This window comes from Mycobacterium riyadhense (assembly GCF_963853645.1).
Taxonomy (GTDB): Bacteria; Actinomycetota; Actinomycetes; order Mycobacteriales; family Mycobacteriaceae; genus Mycobacterium; species Mycobacterium riyadhense.
The window spans coordinates 2666827-2684947 of record NZ_OY970456.1 but is presented as its reverse complement, the minus strand read 5'-3'; the positions used below and the strand labels follow the sequence as shown (position 1 = coordinate 2684947).

Annotated in this window: 11 protein-coding genes; 6 read left to right on the top strand and 5 right to left on the bottom strand. The window is 65.3% G+C overall.

The annotated features are described in order from the left end of the window. The first annotated feature begins 2 nt into the window (after nucleotides 1–2). On the top strand, nucleotides 3–248 hold the full coding sequence (locus AADZ78_RS12175) for a hypothetical protein (protein WP_085249454.1): 246 nt from the start codon (nucleotides 3–5) through the stop codon (nucleotides 246–248). Continuing rightward, a complete protein-coding gene (locus tag AADZ78_RS12170; RefSeq protein WP_085249455.1) occupies nucleotides 241–1941 on the top strand; it encodes a serine/threonine-protein kinase PknH/PknJ in 1701 nt (566 codons plus the stop codon). Before AADZ78_RS12175 ends, AADZ78_RS12170 begins: the two co-directional genes overlap by 8 nt. 53 nt (nucleotides 1942–1994) lie before the next feature. Here the strand turns inward: AADZ78_RS12170 and uvrA are convergent, their stop codons facing one another. After that, complete coding sequence (gene uvrA, locus AADZ78_RS12165) at nucleotides 1995–4904, bottom strand: excinuclease ABC subunit UvrA (protein WP_085249456.1); 2910 nt, start codon at nucleotides 4902–4904, stop codon at nucleotides 1995–1997. 113 nt (nucleotides 4905–5017) lie between these two features. Here uvrA and AADZ78_RS12160 point away from each other — a divergent pair, with 113 nt between their 5' ends. Together AADZ78_RS12160 and AADZ78_RS12155 are read left to right on the top strand one after the other, a co-directional pair. After that, nucleotides 5018–5695 (top strand): MBL fold metallo-hydrolase, encoded by a 678-nt coding sequence (locus tag AADZ78_RS12160; protein ID WP_085249457.1) that lies wholly within the window; start codon nucleotides 5018–5020, stop codon nucleotides 5693–5695. A 232-nt stretch (nucleotides 5696–5927) separates the two neighbouring features. Beyond that, nucleotides 5928–7391 (top strand): PPE family protein, encoded by a 1464-nt coding sequence (locus tag AADZ78_RS12155; RefSeq protein WP_085249458.1) that lies wholly within the window; start codon nucleotides 5928–5930, stop codon nucleotides 7389–7391. A gap of 82 nt (nucleotides 7392–7473) precedes the next feature. Here AADZ78_RS12155 and AADZ78_RS12150 read toward each other — a convergent pair whose 3' ends face one another. Then, nucleotides 7474–7914 carry a universal stress protein gene (locus AADZ78_RS12150; protein ID WP_085249459.1) on the bottom strand — a complete coding sequence of 147 codons (441 nt, stop codon included), beginning with the start codon at nucleotides 7912–7914 and terminating at the stop codon, nucleotides 7474–7476. Nucleotides 7915–8232: 318 nt separating this feature from the next. Between AADZ78_RS12150 and AADZ78_RS12145 the strand changes: the two genes are divergently transcribed. Further along, nucleotides 8233–9810, top strand: a complete 1578-nt coding sequence (locus AADZ78_RS12145; RefSeq protein ID WP_085249484.1) for a glycosyltransferase family 39 protein — start codon at nucleotides 8233–8235, stop codon at nucleotides 9808–9810. On the opposite strand, the gene AADZ78_RS12140 is transcribed toward AADZ78_RS12145, so the two are convergent. The 3 genes from AADZ78_RS12140 to AADZ78_RS12130 form a co-directional block, all read right to left on the bottom strand. Continuing rightward, nucleotides 9799–11205, bottom strand: a complete 1407-nt coding sequence (locus AADZ78_RS12140; protein ID WP_085249460.1) for an MFS transporter — start codon at nucleotides 11203–11205, stop codon at nucleotides 9799–9801. The genes AADZ78_RS12145 and AADZ78_RS12140 overlap by 12 nt on opposite strands. Further along, complete coding sequence (gene uvrB / locus AADZ78_RS12135; RefSeq protein ID WP_085249461.1) at nucleotides 11202–13382, bottom strand: excinuclease ABC subunit UvrB; 2181 nt, start codon at nucleotides 13380–13382, stop codon at nucleotides 11202–11204. The genes AADZ78_RS12140 and uvrB overlap by 4 nt, the downstream gene beginning before the upstream one ends. Before the next feature lie 108 nt (nucleotides 13383–13490). Further along, the gene (locus AADZ78_RS12130) at nucleotides 13491–15422 is read right to left on the bottom strand and encodes a serine/threonine-protein kinase (RefSeq protein WP_085249462.1); all 1932 of its coding nucleotides are present in this window, start codon (nucleotides 15420–15422) and stop codon (nucleotides 13491–13493) included. A 120-nt stretch (nucleotides 15423–15542) separates the two neighbouring features. Here AADZ78_RS12130 and AADZ78_RS12125 point away from each other — a divergent pair, with 120 nt between their 5' ends. Further along, on the top strand, nucleotides 15543–18053 hold the full coding sequence (locus AADZ78_RS12125; protein WP_085249463.1) for an FHA domain-containing protein: 2511 nt from the start codon (nucleotides 15543–15545) through the stop codon (nucleotides 18051–18053). Nucleotides 18054–18121 lie beyond the last annotated feature (68 nt).

Genomic DNA, 18121 nt, shown 5'->3' with positions numbered 1-18121 from the left:
GCATGCCCGACGAACCGACAACGCCCGACGCCGCACCGTCCGAACCCGGATATGACAGCGCCGGTGTACCTACCTTCGAATCAGTCCGCGAGAAAATTGAGAACAGGTTCGCGACGGCGCAGGGCGCCCGAGAACTCGACGCCGAAACACCCGAGGGACACAGCGTCGAGGAACAGTACGAAAAGCGGCAACGCGCGGCGGCTGAGCGCTTGGCACAGATCCGGGAGTCGATGCACACCAATGAGTGACACCGTGCCGACTTCGCGGGTGGGCACGCAGTTCGGGCCCTACCGGCTACGACGACTGCTGGGCCGCGGCGGGATGGGCGAAGTCTACGAGGCACACGACACCGTCAAAGACCGCACGGTCGCACTCAAACTGCTATCTCAGCAATACAGCTCGGACAACGTCTTTCGCCGACGGATGCAGCGCGAAGCCCATACCGCCGGACGCCTCCAAGAACCACACATCGTACCCATCCACGACTTCGGTGAGGTCGACGGGCAACTCTTCATCGACATGCGTCTCATCGAGGGCACCGACCTCGGGGCACTGCTGCACCGCGATGGCGCGCTGCCCCCACCTCGCGCGGTAGCCATCGTCAGCCAAGTCGCCGCCGCACTGGATGCCGCCCACCGCACCGGCGTCATCCACCGCGACATCAAGCCGGAAAACATCCTGATCACCGGCGACGACTTCGCTTACCTTGTCGACTTCGGCATCGCCGCCGCGGCCAGCGACCAACACCTCACCAAAACGGGGACGGCGGTGGGTAGCTGGAGCTACATGGCACCCGAACGATTCGGCGACGACGACATCACCTACCGTTCCGACATCTACGCACTGGCCTGCGTGCTTTATGAGTGCCTCGTCGGCGCACCCCCGTACCAAACGCAGAACCTCAGCACTCTCATGGGTGCGCATCTCATGCAGCCCGTCCCGCGACCAAGCTTGCAACGTCAGGGGATCCCGACCGCCTTCGATGAGGTCATCGCCCGGGGCATGGCTAAGAACCCCACTGAGCGCTACCCCACCGCCGGCGAGCTGGCCCGTGCCGCCCAACAAGCGCTCAGCGCCCCCGACCGGGACCGTGCCGCCACCCTGCTCGCGCACACCCACCAATACGTGCCCCCACCCTCTGGCCCAATTCCGCGCACGTTGCCGTCGCCACCGCCGCCACCGTGGGCACCTAGCGCGCCACCCAAGCGCAGGCCGTGGCTAATCCTCGCCGCGGCGCTGCTCGTCGTCTGCGTCGTCGCGGGCACGGGCATCTGGCTGGCGCTCGACAACAGCGGCGGGCAGCCCGTCGGCAAGAACACAACCACGACCGCCGCGACCACCACAACTAGCGCCGTCCCGAAAGTTGCCCCCGCACAACTAGATTCGATCCTGCTCAGCCCGGAGCAGATCAACACCATCGTCGGCACCACCGGCATCGTCGTCGACCACAACACAACCGAGATGACCGACCCCGGCCCAGAAAACTCGTTGTCGGACGAACGGTGCCTCGGGGCGCTCATTGGTTACCAAACTCGGCCGTACAAGAGCAGCGGCTACACCGCAATGCTCGCCCAGCTGATGCAGAAGCCACACAGCAACCCTGGCTACGTGGTGGTTCAGGGCGCGGTGATTTTTGCGTCCGCCGATCAGGCCCTCGGATTTGTGACGGCTCAGGCGGTCCAATGGCGGGACTGTGCCGGGAAAACCGTGACTCAGGTCAATAGCGGCAAGGAATTCCACTGGACATTCCGGGAAGTCAGTGGTGATCCCCCAAAGATCTCACTGCTGCGCGATCCGGCGGGCGCCGTGAAGGACGTGACTTGCCAGCACGTGCTCAGCGCGGTGTCCCATCTGGTCTTCGACGTCAACGTCTGTTCGCCCCAGACCATCGACCAAGCCAGCCAAATTGCCGACGCGATGGCCGCGAAGCTGCCGCGGTAACGCGGTATGCGTGAGCTCGCGCTCATCGCATCCTCGAGGCCGTGAGCGCAGATTCAGGCGCTGACTTTCCGACGTCGCCGCGGTGAGCTTTCGGGCGCGCGCGCGCCGCCAACCACGTCGGCGAGAAACTTCCCGGTGTAGCTTTCCGGAACCGCTGCGACATCCTCCGGAGTGCCTTCGGCCACAACGGTTCCGCCGCCGGCGCCACCTTCGGGGCCCATGTCGATGATCCAGTCCGACGTCTTGATCACGTCCAGGTTGTGTTCGATGACGATCACCGTATTGCCTTTGTCGACAAGGCCGCTGATGACGTTCAACAGCTTGCGGATGTCGTCGAAATGCAACCCCGTCGTGGGCTCGTCGAGGATGTAGATGGTGCGCCCGGTCGAGCGCTTCTGCAACTCGGAGGCAAGCTTGACTCGCTGCGCCTCTCCGCCGGACAGCGTCGGTGCGGGCTGGCCGAGCCGGACGTAACCCAATCCGACGTCGACCAGGGTGCGCAGATACCGGTGAATGCCGGTGATGGGCTCAAAGAACTCGGCCGCTTCCTCGATCGACATGTCCAGCACTTCGGAGATCGTCTTGCCCTTGTAATGCACCTCAAGGGTTTCGCGGTTGTAGCGAGCGCCCTGACACACCTCACACGGCACATACACATCGGGCAGGAAGTTCATTTCGATCTTGATCGTGCCGTCGCCGGTGCACGCCTCGCAGCGTCCGCCCTTGACGTTGAAGGAGAATCGGCCGGGTTGATAGCCACGAACCTTGGCCTCGGTGGTGGCCGCGAACAGGGTGCGGATCTTGTCGAAGACCCCGGTGTAGGTCGCCGGGTTGGATCGCGGCGTTCGCCCGATCGGTGACTGGTCGACCCGCACCAGCTTGTCCAGGTGATCCAGCCCGGTGACCCGGGTGTGCCGGCCCGGAACCTGCCGGGCGCCGTTGAGCCGGTTGGCCAGCACCGCGGCCAGGATATCGTTGACCAACGTCGACTTGCCCGAGCCGGATACACCGGTCACCGAGGTCAGCACACCGAGCGGAAAGGACACGTCGATCCCGCGCAGGTTGTGCTCGCGGGCGCCGACGACGGTGAGTTGACGCCGCGGGCTGACCGGACGCCGGATGGCTGGGATTTCGATGCTCTGTCGGCCGGACAGGTAGGCGCCGGTGATCGAATCCTTATTGCGCAGCAGTTCGGCGTACGGGCCGCTGTGCACGATGCGGCCGCCGTGCTCGCCCGCGCCCGGGCCGATGTCGACAATCCAGTCGGCGTGCTCGATGGTGTCCTCGTCGTGCTCGACGACGATCAGCGTGTTACCCAAATCCCTTAAGCGGGTGAGGGTTTCAATGAGACGACGATTGTCGCGCTGGTGCAGCCCGATGGATGGCTCGTCCAGCACGTAGAGCACACCCACCAAGCCGGACCCGATCTGGGTGGCCAGCCGGATGCGTTGCGCCTCACCGCCGGACAGCGTGGCCGCCGCGCGGGATAGCGACAAGTACTCCAACCCGACATCGAGCAAAAAGCCAAGCCGCGACTGTATTTCCTTGAGCACCTGACCCGCAATCGCCTGCTCGCGGGCACCCAGGGTGAGTGCGTTGAGAAAATCTGCGCAGTCCGAGATCGACAGTTCGCAGACCTCGGCGATGGACTTTGCGCCCTGCTCCCCCGCCGCAAGCGTCACCGCGAGAATCTCGGGCTTGAGCCGGGTGCCCTCACACACCGGGCACGGCACGTCCCGCATGAAGCCCTCGTAGCGTTCCTTCATCTGCTCGGACTCGGTCTGCGCCATCTTGCGTTGCAGGAATGCCAGCACGCCTTCGAAATCGGCGTAATACGAACGGGTGCGCCCATATCGGTTGCGGTAACGCACGTGCACCTGCTCGTCGGCGCCTTCCAGGATCGCCTTGCGGGCCTTTGCCGGTAGCTTGCGCCACGGCGTGTCGACGTCGAATCCGAGCGCGTCACCCAGCCCCGCCATCATCCGCGTGAAGTACTCCGCGGTGTGGCCGTTCGACCATGGCGCCACCGCGCCCTCGGCCAAGGTGCGATCCGGGTCGGGTATCACCAGGTCTGGGTCGACCTCCTTGCGGATTCCCAAGCCAACGCACTCGGGGCAGGCGCCATACGGCGAGTTGAACGAGAACGAACGCGGCTCCAGGTCGTCCACGGCCAGGGAGTGTCCGTTCGGACACGCCAACTTCTCGGAGAACCGTTGCTCGCGGGGGTGGCCATGCTCGTCGTGGTCGTCGGGAAACTCCAGCACGACGATTCCGTCGGCCAGATTCAGCGCGGTCTCCACCGAATCGGTGAGCCGCTGCTTGGCGGTGGCCTTGACGGTGAGGCGATCCACCACGACCTCGATATCGTGCTTTTCCTGCTTCTTCAGCTTCGGCGGGTCGGTCAGCGAGTGCACCACACCGTCGACCCGCACCCGGCTGTAGCCCTGGGCGTTGAGCTTGTCGAACAGGTCGGCGAACTCGCCCTTGCGGGTGCGCACCACCGGGGCCAGCACCAGGAATCGGGTGCCTTCAGGCATCGCCAATACCTGATCGACGATTTGCTGCGGCGTCTGGCGCGCGATTCGCTCACCGCAGATCGGACAGTGCGGTGTGCCCGCGCGCGCATACAGCAGCCGCAGGTAGTCATACACCTCGGTGATCGTCCCGACGGTCGACCGCGGATTGCGGTTCGTGGACTTCTGATCGATGGACACCGCCGGGGACAACCCCTCGATAAAGTCGACGTCCGGCTTGTCCATCTGGCCCAGGAACTGACGGGCGTAGGCCGAAAGCGATTCCACGTACCGGCGCTGCCCTTCAGCGAAGATCGTGTCGAAGGCCAGCGAGGACTTGCCCGACCCGGACAGCCCGGTGAACACGATCAGGGCGTCGCGGGGCAGGTCGAGGTCGACGCCGCGCAGGTTGTGCTCGCGCGCACCTTTGACAATCAGGCGATCGGCCACGTCATCCCTTTCAAACGGGGGCTTCCCCTTGATAGACGGAACTGGTTCCTCATGCTATGTGGCCACACCGACAAGCCTGCTGCCCAGCCTCGTTACCAAGTAGCCTGGCCCGTATGACTGCCGTTGACGACAACTACACCGGACACGTCGAACCGGGCACCGCGGCTCGTCGCACCCTGCCCGGCGCCTCCATCCTCAAGGCATCGGTGGGCCCCATGGACAACAACGCCTATCTGGTGACATGTTCCGCAACGGGCGAAACACTGCTGATCGACGCCGCCAACGACGCCGACATCCTCGTCGACCTGGTCCGACGGTACGCTCCGAAGCTGACACTGATCGTGACCAGCCACCAGCACTTCGATCACTGGCAGGCGCTGGAAGCGGTCGCCGTGGCCACCGGTGCGCCGACGGCCGCCCATGAGATCGATGCGGAGCCGCTGCCGGTCAAGCCTGACCGGTTGCTCGCCGACGGCGACCGCGTGCAGATCGGCGAGCTGACCTTCGACGTGATCCACCTGCGCGGGCACACGCCCGGATCGATCGCGCTGGCACTGGGCGGGCCCGCGACCAACGAGGTCACACAGTTGTTCACCGGCGACTGTCTGTTCCCCGGGGGCGTCGGGCGGACCACAAAATCGGCAGATTTCGAGGCGCTTTTCACGGGCGTGAAGTCGAAGATCTTTGATCGTTTCGGTGACGACACAGTCGTCTATCCCGGACATGGTGACGACACAACCCTGGGCACGGAGCGTCCGCATCTCGACGAATGGCGCAACCGAGGCTGGTGACGCCGGCGGCGGCCAACCGCGGCGCGGTAATGCGCAGCGTATTAACCTGCCAGACTTTCCTGGACGCCAGGCACGCAAGGTCGATCCACCCGAGGAAAACCTCAACAACACCCGCCAGCACGGCGACTTCCACGACTACTCGAAGTACGCTGATCCATGCAAAACCCCCACAACCCCGCACAAAACGGCTTTTCATTAAGTGAAACCCAGCTAGGGATTGAGGCGAAGGAACGTGGATTTTGCAGCGTTGCCGCCGGAGATCAACTCCGCGAGGATGTATGCGGGACCGGGGTCGGGGCCGATGTTGGCGGCCGCCGCTGCCTGGGACGGGTTGGGGGCGGAGTTAAGTTCGGCGACGGCTTCGTATTGGTCGGTGCTATCCGAGTTGACTGCGGGGCTGTGGCGAGGTCCGGCATCGGCGTCGATGGGGGCCGCGGCCGCGCCCTATGTGGCGTGGCTGAGCACCACCGCCGAGCAGGTCAAGCAGGCCGCTAATCAGGCCAGGTCGGCGGCGGCGGCCTACGAGATGGCGTTTGCGGCGACCGTACCGCCGCCGGTGGTCGCGGAGAATCGGGCGTTGTTGATGTCATTGGTGGCGACGAACATTCTCGGTCAGAACACCCCAGCGATCGCGGCAACCGAGACGCTTTACGCCGAGATGTGGGCGCAGGACGCGACGGCGATGTACGGCTATGCGAGTGGGTCGGCGGCTGCGTCGATGTTGACGCCGTTCACCTCACCGCCGCCCGACGCCAATCCGGCCGGGGTGGGAGCCCAGACCGCTGCTGTTGCTCAGGCGGCCAGCACTTCGGCCGCGGCCGTCAGCCCTACCGCCTTGTTGCAGCTGGTCTCCACGGTGCCCACGGTGCTGCAAGAGCTCGCGTCGGGAGCGTTCGGCCCAATAGCCGGGCTGGCGAACCTGCCGATTGGCTCCCTCGGCACGTTGTTTGACGATATTGCGAATTTCGCGGATGCCGCGAGTGGAGTGATGTTCATCGCTAGTGGGTCCTTGTACCTGGTGAACTCGTCGCTAAAGGCTCCGATAACTCTGGCGATGTCGGACGTGTCTGCTGCGGCCGCCGGACTGGGTGGCGGCGCGCTAGCCACACCCGGCCTGGGCAGTGCCGGAACGTCGGCGAGCCTGGGTGGCACCACGGTGCTGGCGGGACTAGGTCGCGCGGCCTCGATCGGTGGGATGTCGGTACCACAGACCTGGGCTGCGACGGCGCCAGCGTTCCCCCGCGTGGCCACGGCGTTGCGGGAACCTACCCTTGTCGGTTTGCCGCAACCCGAGGTAGATGGACTGGGATCCGGGTACGGCGCGATGCTGCTGGGGAGCCTCATGGCAGCCGCGGCGGGCGGCGGCGGCGCGGCGGGCGGTAGCTGGGCCGGCACACGCGCCGGCGGAGCCGCGCAACGCGGAACCGGCGTCGCGCAACCTGGCGACGGGACGCGCCTCCGATACGGCGCGCCTCCCACGGTGATACCGCAGGTGGCTCGCGAGGCGAGCCAGCATGACGGCCCGCATGGCCACGCCGCGCGGCCGGATCAAAGTGCGCAAGGCGGCGATGCCTGGTTGAGCGAAAACATACGCGACGAGATCAACGAATTGCGCAAGCAGATCGGCGAGTTGGCAATGGAACGCGATGTGCTCATGCGCGCTCTTGCCCTCTTCGCCAGGGAAGCGAAGGACTAGGGAGTCGTGTCTGGCCGTGCCGTGGCCGGGTGCCGCAAGCCTGAACCTCGCCGAAGAGCGGTAACGCCGCTGGTAGACCCGGTCACGTGGTGTGCACGATCAGCACGTCGACCTTCGCCCGCCGCGACACGTTGGCCGGCACCGATCCCAACAGCCGGCCCGCGATCGTGCTCAAACCGACGTTGCCGACAACCAGCAGATCGGCTTTCTCCTCTTCGGCCAGGTGCACCAGCGCGTCGACCGGAGCGCCGACGATGGGCCGCTCTTCGACATTCTTGGCACCGGCGTTGTGCGCCCGCTCCTTGGCGTCGTGGAGGATTTCGTAAATCGGGGCGGTGCCCTTGACCTTGTAGCTTTCCTCTTTGAGGATGTCGGCGGCCCGGGCGTCCTCGTGCTGGGGCAGGTACGCCGACGCGATGATCAGCTTGGCGTCTGTCCCGGCAATTTGTGCCGCCCTGTCCACCGCGCGCATCGACGAATCCGAGCCGTCCGTCCCTACCACCACGGTCTGATAGGCGCCCATTAACCCTCCCAGTGTCGGTTGCTCAGCCAACCCAAGACAGTATCGCGTTGCCGGATGCAGATGGGTCAGATTAACCACACCGCAACGGCGTGGCGCAACCCGCATTTGCTCGGTCACCGTGCGCCAACGGACAATATTGCCGATGACACCACCGCCAAACGCTCATGCTGATCACGGAAAGCCTTGCTGTGCACCGTCTTTCGTCGGATGCGGCAGCCCAAGACGCACCGTGCGGACGGACTGGCCGGCAACCGGCTGTTCACCCGCGGGACAGCTCGTGACCAGGCTCATCCCGGGAACCCTACAGTGACAAGCATCATGTCCGTGCCGACCATTGGCGAGCGCCCAGCGCGCTTCGCTGACGAGCACGCGCCGCCGCGTCCGCGAGGCAGGCGATTCGACCCAGTGGCGATTGCTGTGCTGGCCACCGCCATCAGCGCCGCGTGGGCGAGCAGACCATCGCTGTGGTTCGACGAGGGTGCGACGATATCGGCGTCGGCCAGTCGGACGTTGCCGGAGCTGTGGAAGCTGTTGGGCCACATCGACGCCGTGCACGGGCTGTACTACCTGCTCATGCACGGCTGGTTCGCGATGTTCCCGCCGACGGAATTCTGGTCGCGGGTTCCCAGCAGTCTGGCGATTGGAGCCACCGCCGCGGGTGTGGTGGTTTTCGCCAAGCAGCTTGCCCCGCAGAATCGCGCTATCGCGGTCTGCGCGGGCGCGATCTTCGCCATGCTCCCGCGGGTGACCTGGGCGGGGATCGAAGCCCGCTCGTCGGCGCTGTCGGTGGCAGCCGCCGTCTGGCTGACGGTTCTTCTCGTGGCCGCCGTGCGGCGCGACAGGCCGTGGCTGTGGCTGATCTACCTGCTGACACTGATGCTGTCGATCTTGGTCAGCGTCAACTTGGGCTTGTTGGTGCTGGTCTACGCCGCGATGCTGCCGCTGCTGGTCGTCGGGAAACCGTGGAAATCTCCAGTCACCTGGTGGGCGGTCACGTCAGCGGCCGGACTTGGGGCGATGACACCGTTCGTGATGTTCGCCCATAAGCAGGTGTGGCAGGTCGGCTGGATTTCGGGCCTGACCCGCAACCTCTTTCTCGACGTGGTGCATCGGCAGTACTTCGACCACAGTGTTGCATTCGCCATCCTCGCGGGCGTTACGGTCGTCGCCGCCGTCGCGGTGGCGCTGCTCCGCGGGGCCGGACCCGCCGCCGATGGTGGTCAACTCCTGCTGGCATCCGCAGCATGGATCCTCGTCCCCACCGTCGTCGTCCTGATCTACTCGGCGAGGGTGGAGCCCATCTACTACCCGCGCTACTTGATCCTCACCGCGCCTGCGGCGGCGGTCGTCCTGGCAATCTGCATCGTCACGATCGCCCGCATGCCGTGGGCCATTGCCGGAGTCCTCGTGCTCTTTGCCGTCGCCGCGTTTCCGAATTACTACTTCACCCAACGCGGGCCGTATGCGAAAGAGGGCTGGGACTACAGCCAGGTCGCCGATGTCATCAGCGCCCATGCCGCACCCGGGGATTGCTTGTTGGTGGACAACACCGTGCCGTGGAGGCCCGGGCCGATCCGTGCGCTGCTCGCCACCCGGCCGGCGGCCTTCCGATCGCTGATCGACGTCGAGCGCGGTTTCTACGGCCCGAAGGTAGGGGCCCTGTGGGATGGCCACGTCGCGGTGTGGCTGACGACGGCCAAGATCAACAAGTGCACCACGCTGTGGACCATCTCGAACCGCGACAAGTCGCTACCCGATCATCAAATTGGCCAATCATTGCCTCCAGGAACGGCTTTCGAACGTACGCCCGTCTACTCGTTCCCCAGCTACCTTGGCTTCCGCATCGTGGAGCGTTGGCAGTTTCACTATTCGCAGGTGGTCAAGTCAACGCGCTGAACGGCGATCACGATGGGTCGCGTTGTATGAAGCGATCACCGCACCGGCGGCCAGCACCGTGAACACCGAAAACAGCCAGCGAGCCTCCACCACCGCGCCGCCCTTGGCCGTGTTCACCACCACCCCAGCCAACCCGGCACCGAACGCGCCCGACATTAACTGCACGGTGTTGATCGCCGCGGCCGCCGCGCTGCTCTCAGCCGGGTCATCGACACAATCCATTGCTCGCACCGTGAGATGCGGCCAGGCAATCCCGATTCCGGTTCCAGTGATCAGCAACGCCAGCGCCCACAGCGCGACAATCCCGAGCGACGCGTCGGCCCGTTGCGTTAGTGCGGCCAGCGCCAAACCCGACGCCGTCACCAATGGTGCTGCCGCAACCACATTTCCGACGACCCGCGGGCTTTTCAGAGACGCGCTGACGATCTCGCTGAGCGTCCACCCCACCGCCAGCGCCGCAGCCAGAAATCCGGCGGCCACCGGCGTCAGATGGCCCAACCGCTGTCCAAACAGTGGCACGTAGGTATCGACCATGGCGGCGATCATCTGCAGCGACATGGTGAGGTAGATCCATTTCAACGGCCCGGGACCAAAGACACTGGGCGGCAACACCGCTGCGTGCATCCGCCAATCGACGACCATAAACACACCGACCAGCAGCGCGCCGGCGGCGAGGAGCCCGGCGGTCTGCACCAGGTAGCGCGGGAGCTCTGCAACGCTGACGGCTAGCGCCGCGGCGCCGATCAGCAGCAGCGACCACACCGGCACCCTATGCACTGGTTGCTCGCCGTTGCAATCGACGCGTTTCGGATCGAGCGCGGCCGGGACCAGCGTGGCCATCAACGCGGTCAGCATCGCCATCGCACCAAACGCCCACCGCCACAACCCGAACTGGGCGAACAGGCCACCGGTCGCGGGCCCGACCAGCGTCGCGACCCCCCACATCGCCGAGACCAGCGCTGAGCCGCGGGTCCACAGCGACTTCGGCAGCGCGGAATTGATGAGCGCATAGCCCAGCCCGGCCAGTAGGCCACCGGCCACGCCCTGCAAAGTGCGTCCCGCGACCAGCACCTCCATGCTCGGCGCCACCGCGCACACCACGCTGGCAACACCGAACACGGTCAGCCCCATCAGGTACGACGAGCGCGCCCCGACGCGCAGCAGCATCGGATTTACGGTGGTCGCCGCGACCACTGACCCCACCAGATACAGCGTCGTCACCCAGGCATATAGCCTGGCGCCGCCGATTTCGGCGATGGTGCTCGGGAGCAGGCTGATGGTCAGGAATTCGTTGGTGGCGTACAGCGCAACACCGCCGGCCAGCACGGTGGCGGCGCCCAGATAACCGCGCAGCAGCTCAGGCCAGCTGCCGGTTTCGCTTGCGGCTTCGGTCACTTCAGGCCGGCGGCGTCCATCCCGCGCAGTTCCTTCTTGAGATCAGCGATCTCGTCTCGGAACCTGGCGGCCAGCTCGAATTGCAGATCACGCGCGGCGGCCATCATCTGTGCGGTGAGGTCTTTGATGAGGTCAGCCAGCTCGGCGCGCGGCATGTTGGAGGTGTCGCGGCCCTCAAGCACGCCGGCGCTGACGGCCCGGCCGGGTTCGCCCTGGGCGCGCCGGCCACGGGACGCATTGCGTCCGGAGCCCCCGATTGCTACGGCTTGGCTGGCGTCGGTGTCGTCCGCCTCGCGATAAACCTGGTCGAGGATGTCGGCGATCTTCTTGCGCAGCGGCTGCGGGTCAATTCCATTGGCCTCGTTGTAGGCGATCTGCTTGACCCGTCGCCGTTCGGTCTCGTCAACGGCCTCGGCCATCGAGTCGGTGATTTTGTCGGCGTACATGTGCACTTCGCCGGACACGTTGCGGGCGGCGCGGCCGATAGTCTGAATCAGGCTGCGCGACGACCGCAGGAACCCTTCCTTATCGGCATCGAGGATCGCCACCAGCGATACCTCAGGCAAGTCCAATCCCTCGCGGAGCAGGTTGATGCCGACCAGCACGTCGTAGTCACCGAGCCGAAGCTGGCGCAGCAACTCCACCCGCCGCAACGTGTCGACCTCCGAATGCAGGTAGCGCACCCGGATGCCCATCTCCAACAGGTAGTCGGTGAGGTCCTCGGCCATCTTCTTGGTCAGCGTCGTCACCAGCACCCGCTCGTCGGCCTCGGCACGTTTGCGGATCTCGCCGATCAGGTCGTCGATCTGCCCTTTGGTCGGCTTGACCACCACTTTCGGGTCCACCAGCCCGGTCGGCCGAATCACCTGCTCGACGAACTCGCCACCGGTCTGACTCAGCTCGTAGGGGCCCGGGGTGGCCGACAGGTACACCGTTTGCCCGATCCGGTCGGCGAACTCTTCCCAGGTCAATGGGCGGTTGTCGCACGCCGACGGCAACCGGAAACCGTACTCGACCAGGTTGCGTTTGCGCGACATGTCGCCCTCATACATGCCGCCGATCTGCGGCACCGTCACATGCGACTCGTCGATGACGAGCAGGAAGTCCTCCGGGAAGTAGTCGAGCAGGGTCGCCGGCGGCGAGCCCGGCCCCCGGCCGTCGATGTGGCGGGAGTAGTTCTCGATACCGGAGCAGAACCCGACCTGCCGCATCATTTCAATGTCGTAGTTGGTGCGCATCCGGAGCCGCTGCGCCTCCAAAAGCTTGCCCTGCCTTTCGAATTCGGAGAGCCGCTCGGCGAGTTCCTCCTCGATGGTGGAGATCGCGTGCGCCATTCGCTCCGGACCGGCGACGTAGTGGGTGGCCGGGAAGATCCGCAGCGAGTCGACCTGTCGAATCACCTCGCCGGTCAGGGGGTGTAGGTAGAACAGCGCCTCGATCTCGTCGCCGAAGAACTCGATCCGAACCGCCAGCTCTTCGTAGGACGGAATGATCTCCACGGTGTCGCCGCGCACCCGGAACGAGCCGCGGGTGAAGGACAAGTCGTTGCGGGTGTACTGCACGTCGACCAGCAGCCGTAGCAAGCCGTCGCGCGGCACCTCGGTGCCAACCCGCAGCTCGACGGAACGATCGAGGTAGGACTGTGGCGTGCCCAGGCCGTAGATGCAGGAAACCGAGGCGACCACCACCACGTCGCGGCGGGACAACAGTGACGATGTTGCGGAGTGGCGCAGCCGTTCCACGTCGTCGTTGATCGAGCTGTCCTTTTCGATGTAGGTGTCGGTCTGCGCGATATACGCCTCGGGCTGGTAGTAGTCGTAGTACGACACGAAGTACTCGACTGCATTGTGCGGCAACATCTCTCGCAGTTCGTTGGCCATTTGCGCGGCCAGTGTCTTGTTCGGCTCCATCACCAGGGTGGGCCGCTGCACCCGCTCGATGAGCCACGCGGTGGTGGCCGACTTTCCGGTGCCGGTGGCGCCGAGCAGCACCACGTCGCGCTCCCCGGCCAGGATCCGCCGTTGTAGCTCGTCGATGGCGGTCGGCTGGTCGCCGGCGGGGGCGTGCGGGCTGACCACTTCGAAGCGGGCTCCGGTGCGCACCAACCCTTCCACGTCCGCCGCGGCTGGGCGGTATTCCGAATGCGCGACTACGGGGTGTTCGGTGGCAAAGGCCATGCCAACCAGAGTAGAACCAGCGACTGACACACTCTCACCGCGAGCGTGCACAGAATGCCGGACTCAGCGGCGTGTCGCGGAACCAACACGCACGTTCGCGACCAGAAACTAGCCGTGACGGCTCCACATCCGGGTCACCGGATCGCATTCGATCAGATAGCCATCGTTGGACACGGAAATGGCGAAGACCGGGATGTCGGGCCGGTCGCACGAGGTACCCGCGGCATGGACGCCGGTCGTGATCGGCGCCTTCGACCAGGTGTTGCCCTCGCACACGACCTGCTCATTGCTGGTTTGGTCGTAGCCGAGTTTGTCGACGTCGTTGCACGTCCCCCCGAGGACGGGCTTGGCGGCCGACACAGCGGGTGCGACGACCACTTCAGCGGGATCACCCAAAGCCACGCTGGGCGGCACCTCACCAATCCGGGTGGCCACCACCGGGACCCGCAACACCGCTCCTTGCGCGCCACACTCATCGCTGCCGACGGTCTCGGTCTCAACGCCGCGCAGCGTGCCGTCGGCTTGCGGCGCCAACGACAGGGAGACCGTTTCCTGTTGAGTGGCTCGCACTGGCCCGTTCGGCTGACGACAGCCCACCCGATCTTGCTGAGGCGCGCCTTGCCAATATCCCGACACAAAACGCAAAACGTCAGACTGGCCGCCGTCAGTGGTACTGGCAATTTGGTGGTTGGCATCGTCCAACCGGATTCCGGTGGCCGCACACCCGTTGGCGGTGCACGCGGAACGGAAGGCCCACCAGTCGGTCTTGACGCCATCGTGGCGGATCGAGATGCCGTTGGTGGTTCGTTTCGAGCGGTCGTAGTCCAACTGGTAGGTGCCGGTGAGGACCTTGGCCGGGTTCGCCGATGCAGTCGGGCTGGCCGCAGGCACACCTGGTCTCGCGGCGAGCGCGGGCTTGGGTGGCGTCGGACTCTCGGTCTGGAAGGTGTACAGGGTCGACCAGGTAGCGGCCACAACGATAAGCACCGCGCCCACCAACGCCGCCGCCCACCGCGTCCGTGGCGAAAACTTGCGGCTCGACGCCACAACAGGTTGGGGCGCAACGTCACTGACCGAAGCAGCGGCTAGCCGCTCGCTGACCGCCGCGGAGAACGCACGACACCGCTCGAATCTGGCTTCGGGTTGCTTGGCGAGGGCTTTGCAGAACACGTCATCGAGGTGTGCCAGATCCGGACGGTAGTCGCTCAGCCGGGGCGGATCGTCGTGCAGATGCTGGCTGATCACCGCGACCGGGTTGGACTGCCGGAACGGTGGCACGCCGGTAAGGAGGTGAAATGCCGTTGCCGCCAACGCATATTGGTCTGCCCGCCCGTCGATGTTGGAACCCGTCAACTGCTCTGGCGCGGCATAGGCGACCGTCCCCACGGCGACATTGGTCTCGGTGATTCCGCTGATATCACCAAGATGGCGTGCTACACCGAAGTCCGCCAACAGGATTCGGCGTTCCGGGTCATCGGGATGGGTGAGCAGGATGTTGGCCGGCTTGACGTCGCGGTGCAGCAGACCGCGGTCGTGAGCGTAATCCAAAGCGCCCGCAACGGCGTCGAGGATGTCGCACACCTCATCGGCCGGCATCCCGTTCGGGTAACGCTCTTTCGCCAGTCGGGACGCATCCGTGCCTTGGACGTAGTCCATGGAAATCCAAAGCTGACCGTCGAATTCGCCGCGATCGTGTACTCCGACGATGTGCGGGTGCCAAAGCGTTGCGGCGAGATCTGCTTCCCGGTTGAACCTTTCACGGAACTCGCGGTCCGCCGTGATCGCAGCGGCGAGAACTTTGATGACGTCGCGGCGCGGCAGCCTGGGATGCAGGGCTAGATAGACCTCGGCCATTCCGCCGGCACCCAGGGGCCGCAGGATGGTGTACCCGGCAAAGGACGCACCGCAGGCCGGCGACCGGCGTGCGGGGCCATTCTCGGCTGAGCCCGGCTGCGCGCTTGGAGTCGGGCGGACCGATCGAGCGCGGCGCAGTACGTGCGCCACAGTCGCCGAAGATAGCGGTTTGGTAGGCCAGATCATTAGTGCGTAATGATGCCGCTGCTCGCTATGAAAGAGCTATGTATGACCGCAAACCCAAAACAAAGCCAACTCACAGCTGGCACAAATAAGCTGACCCAGTAGCCGGCCGATACTGATGAGGTGAGCCGACTAGCCTTGCCTGCGCTGACAATTCGGCATGACGGGTCTCAATGTTCCTTCGCACCAGGCTACGAGGTGATCGTCGGACGTGACCTGTACGCCGACCTACGCATCCCGGATCCACGCATCTCACGCGCGCACCTGATCCTGCGCTTCGATCAGGGCCGATGGCTGGCCATCGACAACGGGTCGCTGAACGGAACCTACGTCAACGGCTACCGAATGCCGGTAGTCGACGTCCATGACGGTCAAAGCATCAACGTCGGCAATCCCGCGGGCCCGCGGCTGACCTTCCAGATCGGCCCTCACCATGGGCTGACCAGTCGGCCAGCGCAGACCAGATCGGTCCGCGACAGCGGGCCGCCCACCCTTGCATGGTCGCTACCTCCGGTCCCCACACCGCCAGCACCGATCGCGAAGCGCCCGCCCCAGCGTCCAATCCCAGCACCGCTCGACGAACTCACCGCGGTCGACGTCGGCCCACCACCGGCCGAGCTCACCGTGGTCAATGCCAAATCGGCCGACGTGTCGAACCTCGCGACACGGACGGTGAAGTCCTTGTCGCTGCGGTCCGCGCCGGCCGCCAAGACCTGTGGTATCACCACGATCGGTCGCGCCACCACCAACGACATCGTCGTCGCCGACGTCTTGGCGTCGCGGCAGCATGCGACGCTGCAGCCGACACCGCTGGGCACCGAAATCAGGGACCGCAGCAGCAACGGAACATTCGTCAACGGCACCCGAGTCGGGTCGGCGATCTTGACCGAAGGCGACGTTGTCACGATCGGCAACGCTGACCTGGTATTCAAGGACGGGGCCCTGATCCACCGCGACGAGGCCACGACGCGCACCGGTGGTCTGAAGGTGCGCAACGTCAAGTACGTCGTCGACAACGGCAAACAACTGCTGGATGACATCTCGCTGGTCGCCAGACCCGGCACGCTGACCGCGGTCATCGGTGGATCGGGCGCGGGAAAGAGCACACTGGCCAGGCTGATTGCCGGCTACGCACGCCCCAGTTCGGGCTCGGTCAGCTTCGCGGGCCACGACATCCATGCCGAATATGCCTCGCTGCGAAGCAGAATCGGGATGGTCCCGCAAGACGATGTGGTGCACCACCAGCTCACCGTGAACCAGGCGTTGGGTTACGCCGCCGAGTTGCGCCTGCCGCCCGACACCAGCAAGGCGGACCGTGCCAGAGTGGTCACCCGGGTCCTCGCGGAGCTCGACCTGACCAGGCACGCTGACACCCGGGTGGACAAGCTGTCGGGCGGCCAGCGCAAACGTGCCTCGGTGGCGCTGGAGTTGTTGACCGGCCCGTCGCTGCTCATCCTCGATGAGCCGACGTCAGGGCTGGACCCCGCACTGGACCACCAGGTGATGACGATGCTGCGCCAGCTCGCCGACGCCGGCCGCGTGGTGATCTTGGTGACGCACATGTTGTCCTACCTGGACACTTGCGACCAGCTGCTGTTGGTGGCGCCGGGTGGCAAGACGGCCTATTGCGGTCCGCCGGACCGGATCGGTGACGCGATGGGAACCACCAACTGGGCCAAGATCTTCGGCCAGGTGGGCGCCGACCCCGAAGAAGCCAATCGACGCTTCCGCTCCCAACACCAGGCGTCGAAGCCGCCGGCCCAAGCGGACGAACCCGCGGAACTGGGCGAGCCGGTGCATACCAGCGTGCGGCGCCAGATTTCGACGGTCGCTCGCCGGCAGGTTCGCCTGGTCGTCGCCGACCACGCCTACTTCGCATTCCTGGCCCTGTTGCCGTTCGTTCTGGGCGCGCTGTCGCTGACGGTTCCCGGCTCATGCGGATTCCGGATTGTCGGCGAGCACGGAGGTACGCCTGACGAATCCGCGCAGATCCTGAACCTGCTCGTGCTCGCCGGAGCTTTCATGGGTACCGCTTTGACGATCCGCGACTTGGTTGGCGAACGTGCGATCTTTCAACGGGAACAAGCCGTCGGTCTGTCGACAACCGCCTATCTGTTGGCCAAGACCGGTGTGTTCTGCTTGTTCGCCATCCTGCAGTCGGCGATCACCACCGTGATCGTGGTGGTCGGCAAGGGCGCGCCAACCCGGGGCGGCCTGGTACTGGGGCACGGCAACGTCGCGGCGACCGCCGAGCTGTTCGTCGCCGTCGCCGGGACGTGTGTGGCGTCGGCGCTGCTCGGCCTGGCCATTTCGGCGCTGGTCCGCTCCAGTGAGCAGATCATGCCGCTCTTCGTGGTGTCGATCATGGCGCAGCTGGTGCTGTGCGGCGGGATGGTCCCGGTGACCGGCCGGATCGTGCTCGACCAGCTCTCGTTTGCGACGCCCGCGCGTTGGGGTTATGCGGCGGCCGCGTCGACGGTCGATGTCCGCCACTTGGTACCTGGTTCGCTGGTCTCCGAGGACCGGTTCTGGCAGCACACGTCCAAGATCTGGTTGTTCGACATGGCGATGCTGGCCGCGTTGTCGGTGTTCTATGCCTGCTTTGTGCGGTGGAGGATCCGTTTGCGTCGTTAGGGTCGCTAAGGTGAAAGCATCCATCCGCCCAAGCACGAAACATTCGATCTGCTGGCCCGCACCAACAC

What these genes read in the sequence shown, in the direction of transcription:
- AADZ78_RS12145 (WP_085249484.1), top strand. Translation starts at nt 8,233, where the DNA reads ATGTCCGTGCCGACCATTGGCGAGCGCCCAGCGCGCTTCGCTGACGAG.
- AADZ78_RS12175 (WP_085249454.1), top strand. Translation starts at nt 3, where the DNA reads ATGCCCGACGAACCGACAACGCCCGACGCCGCACCGTCCGAACCCGGA.
- AADZ78_RS12150 (WP_085249459.1), bottom strand. Translation starts at nt 7,914, where the DNA reads ATGGGCGCCTATCAGACCGTGGTGGTAGGGACGGACGGCTCGGATTCG.
- AADZ78_RS12160 (WP_085249457.1), top strand. Translation starts at nt 5,018, where the DNA reads ATGACTGCCGTTGACGACAACTACACCGGACACGTCGAACCGGGCACC.
- uvrB (WP_085249461.1), bottom strand. Translation starts at nt 13,382, where the DNA reads ATGGCCTTTGCCACCGAACACCCCGTAGTCGCGCATTCGGAATACCGC.
- AADZ78_RS12130 (WP_085249462.1), bottom strand. Translation starts at nt 15,422, where the DNA reads ATGATCTGGCCTACCAAACCGCTATCTTCGGCGACTGTGGCGCACGTA.
- AADZ78_RS12170 (WP_085249455.1), top strand. Translation starts at nt 241, where the DNA reads ATGAGTGACACCGTGCCGACTTCGCGGGTGGGCACGCAGTTCGGGCCC.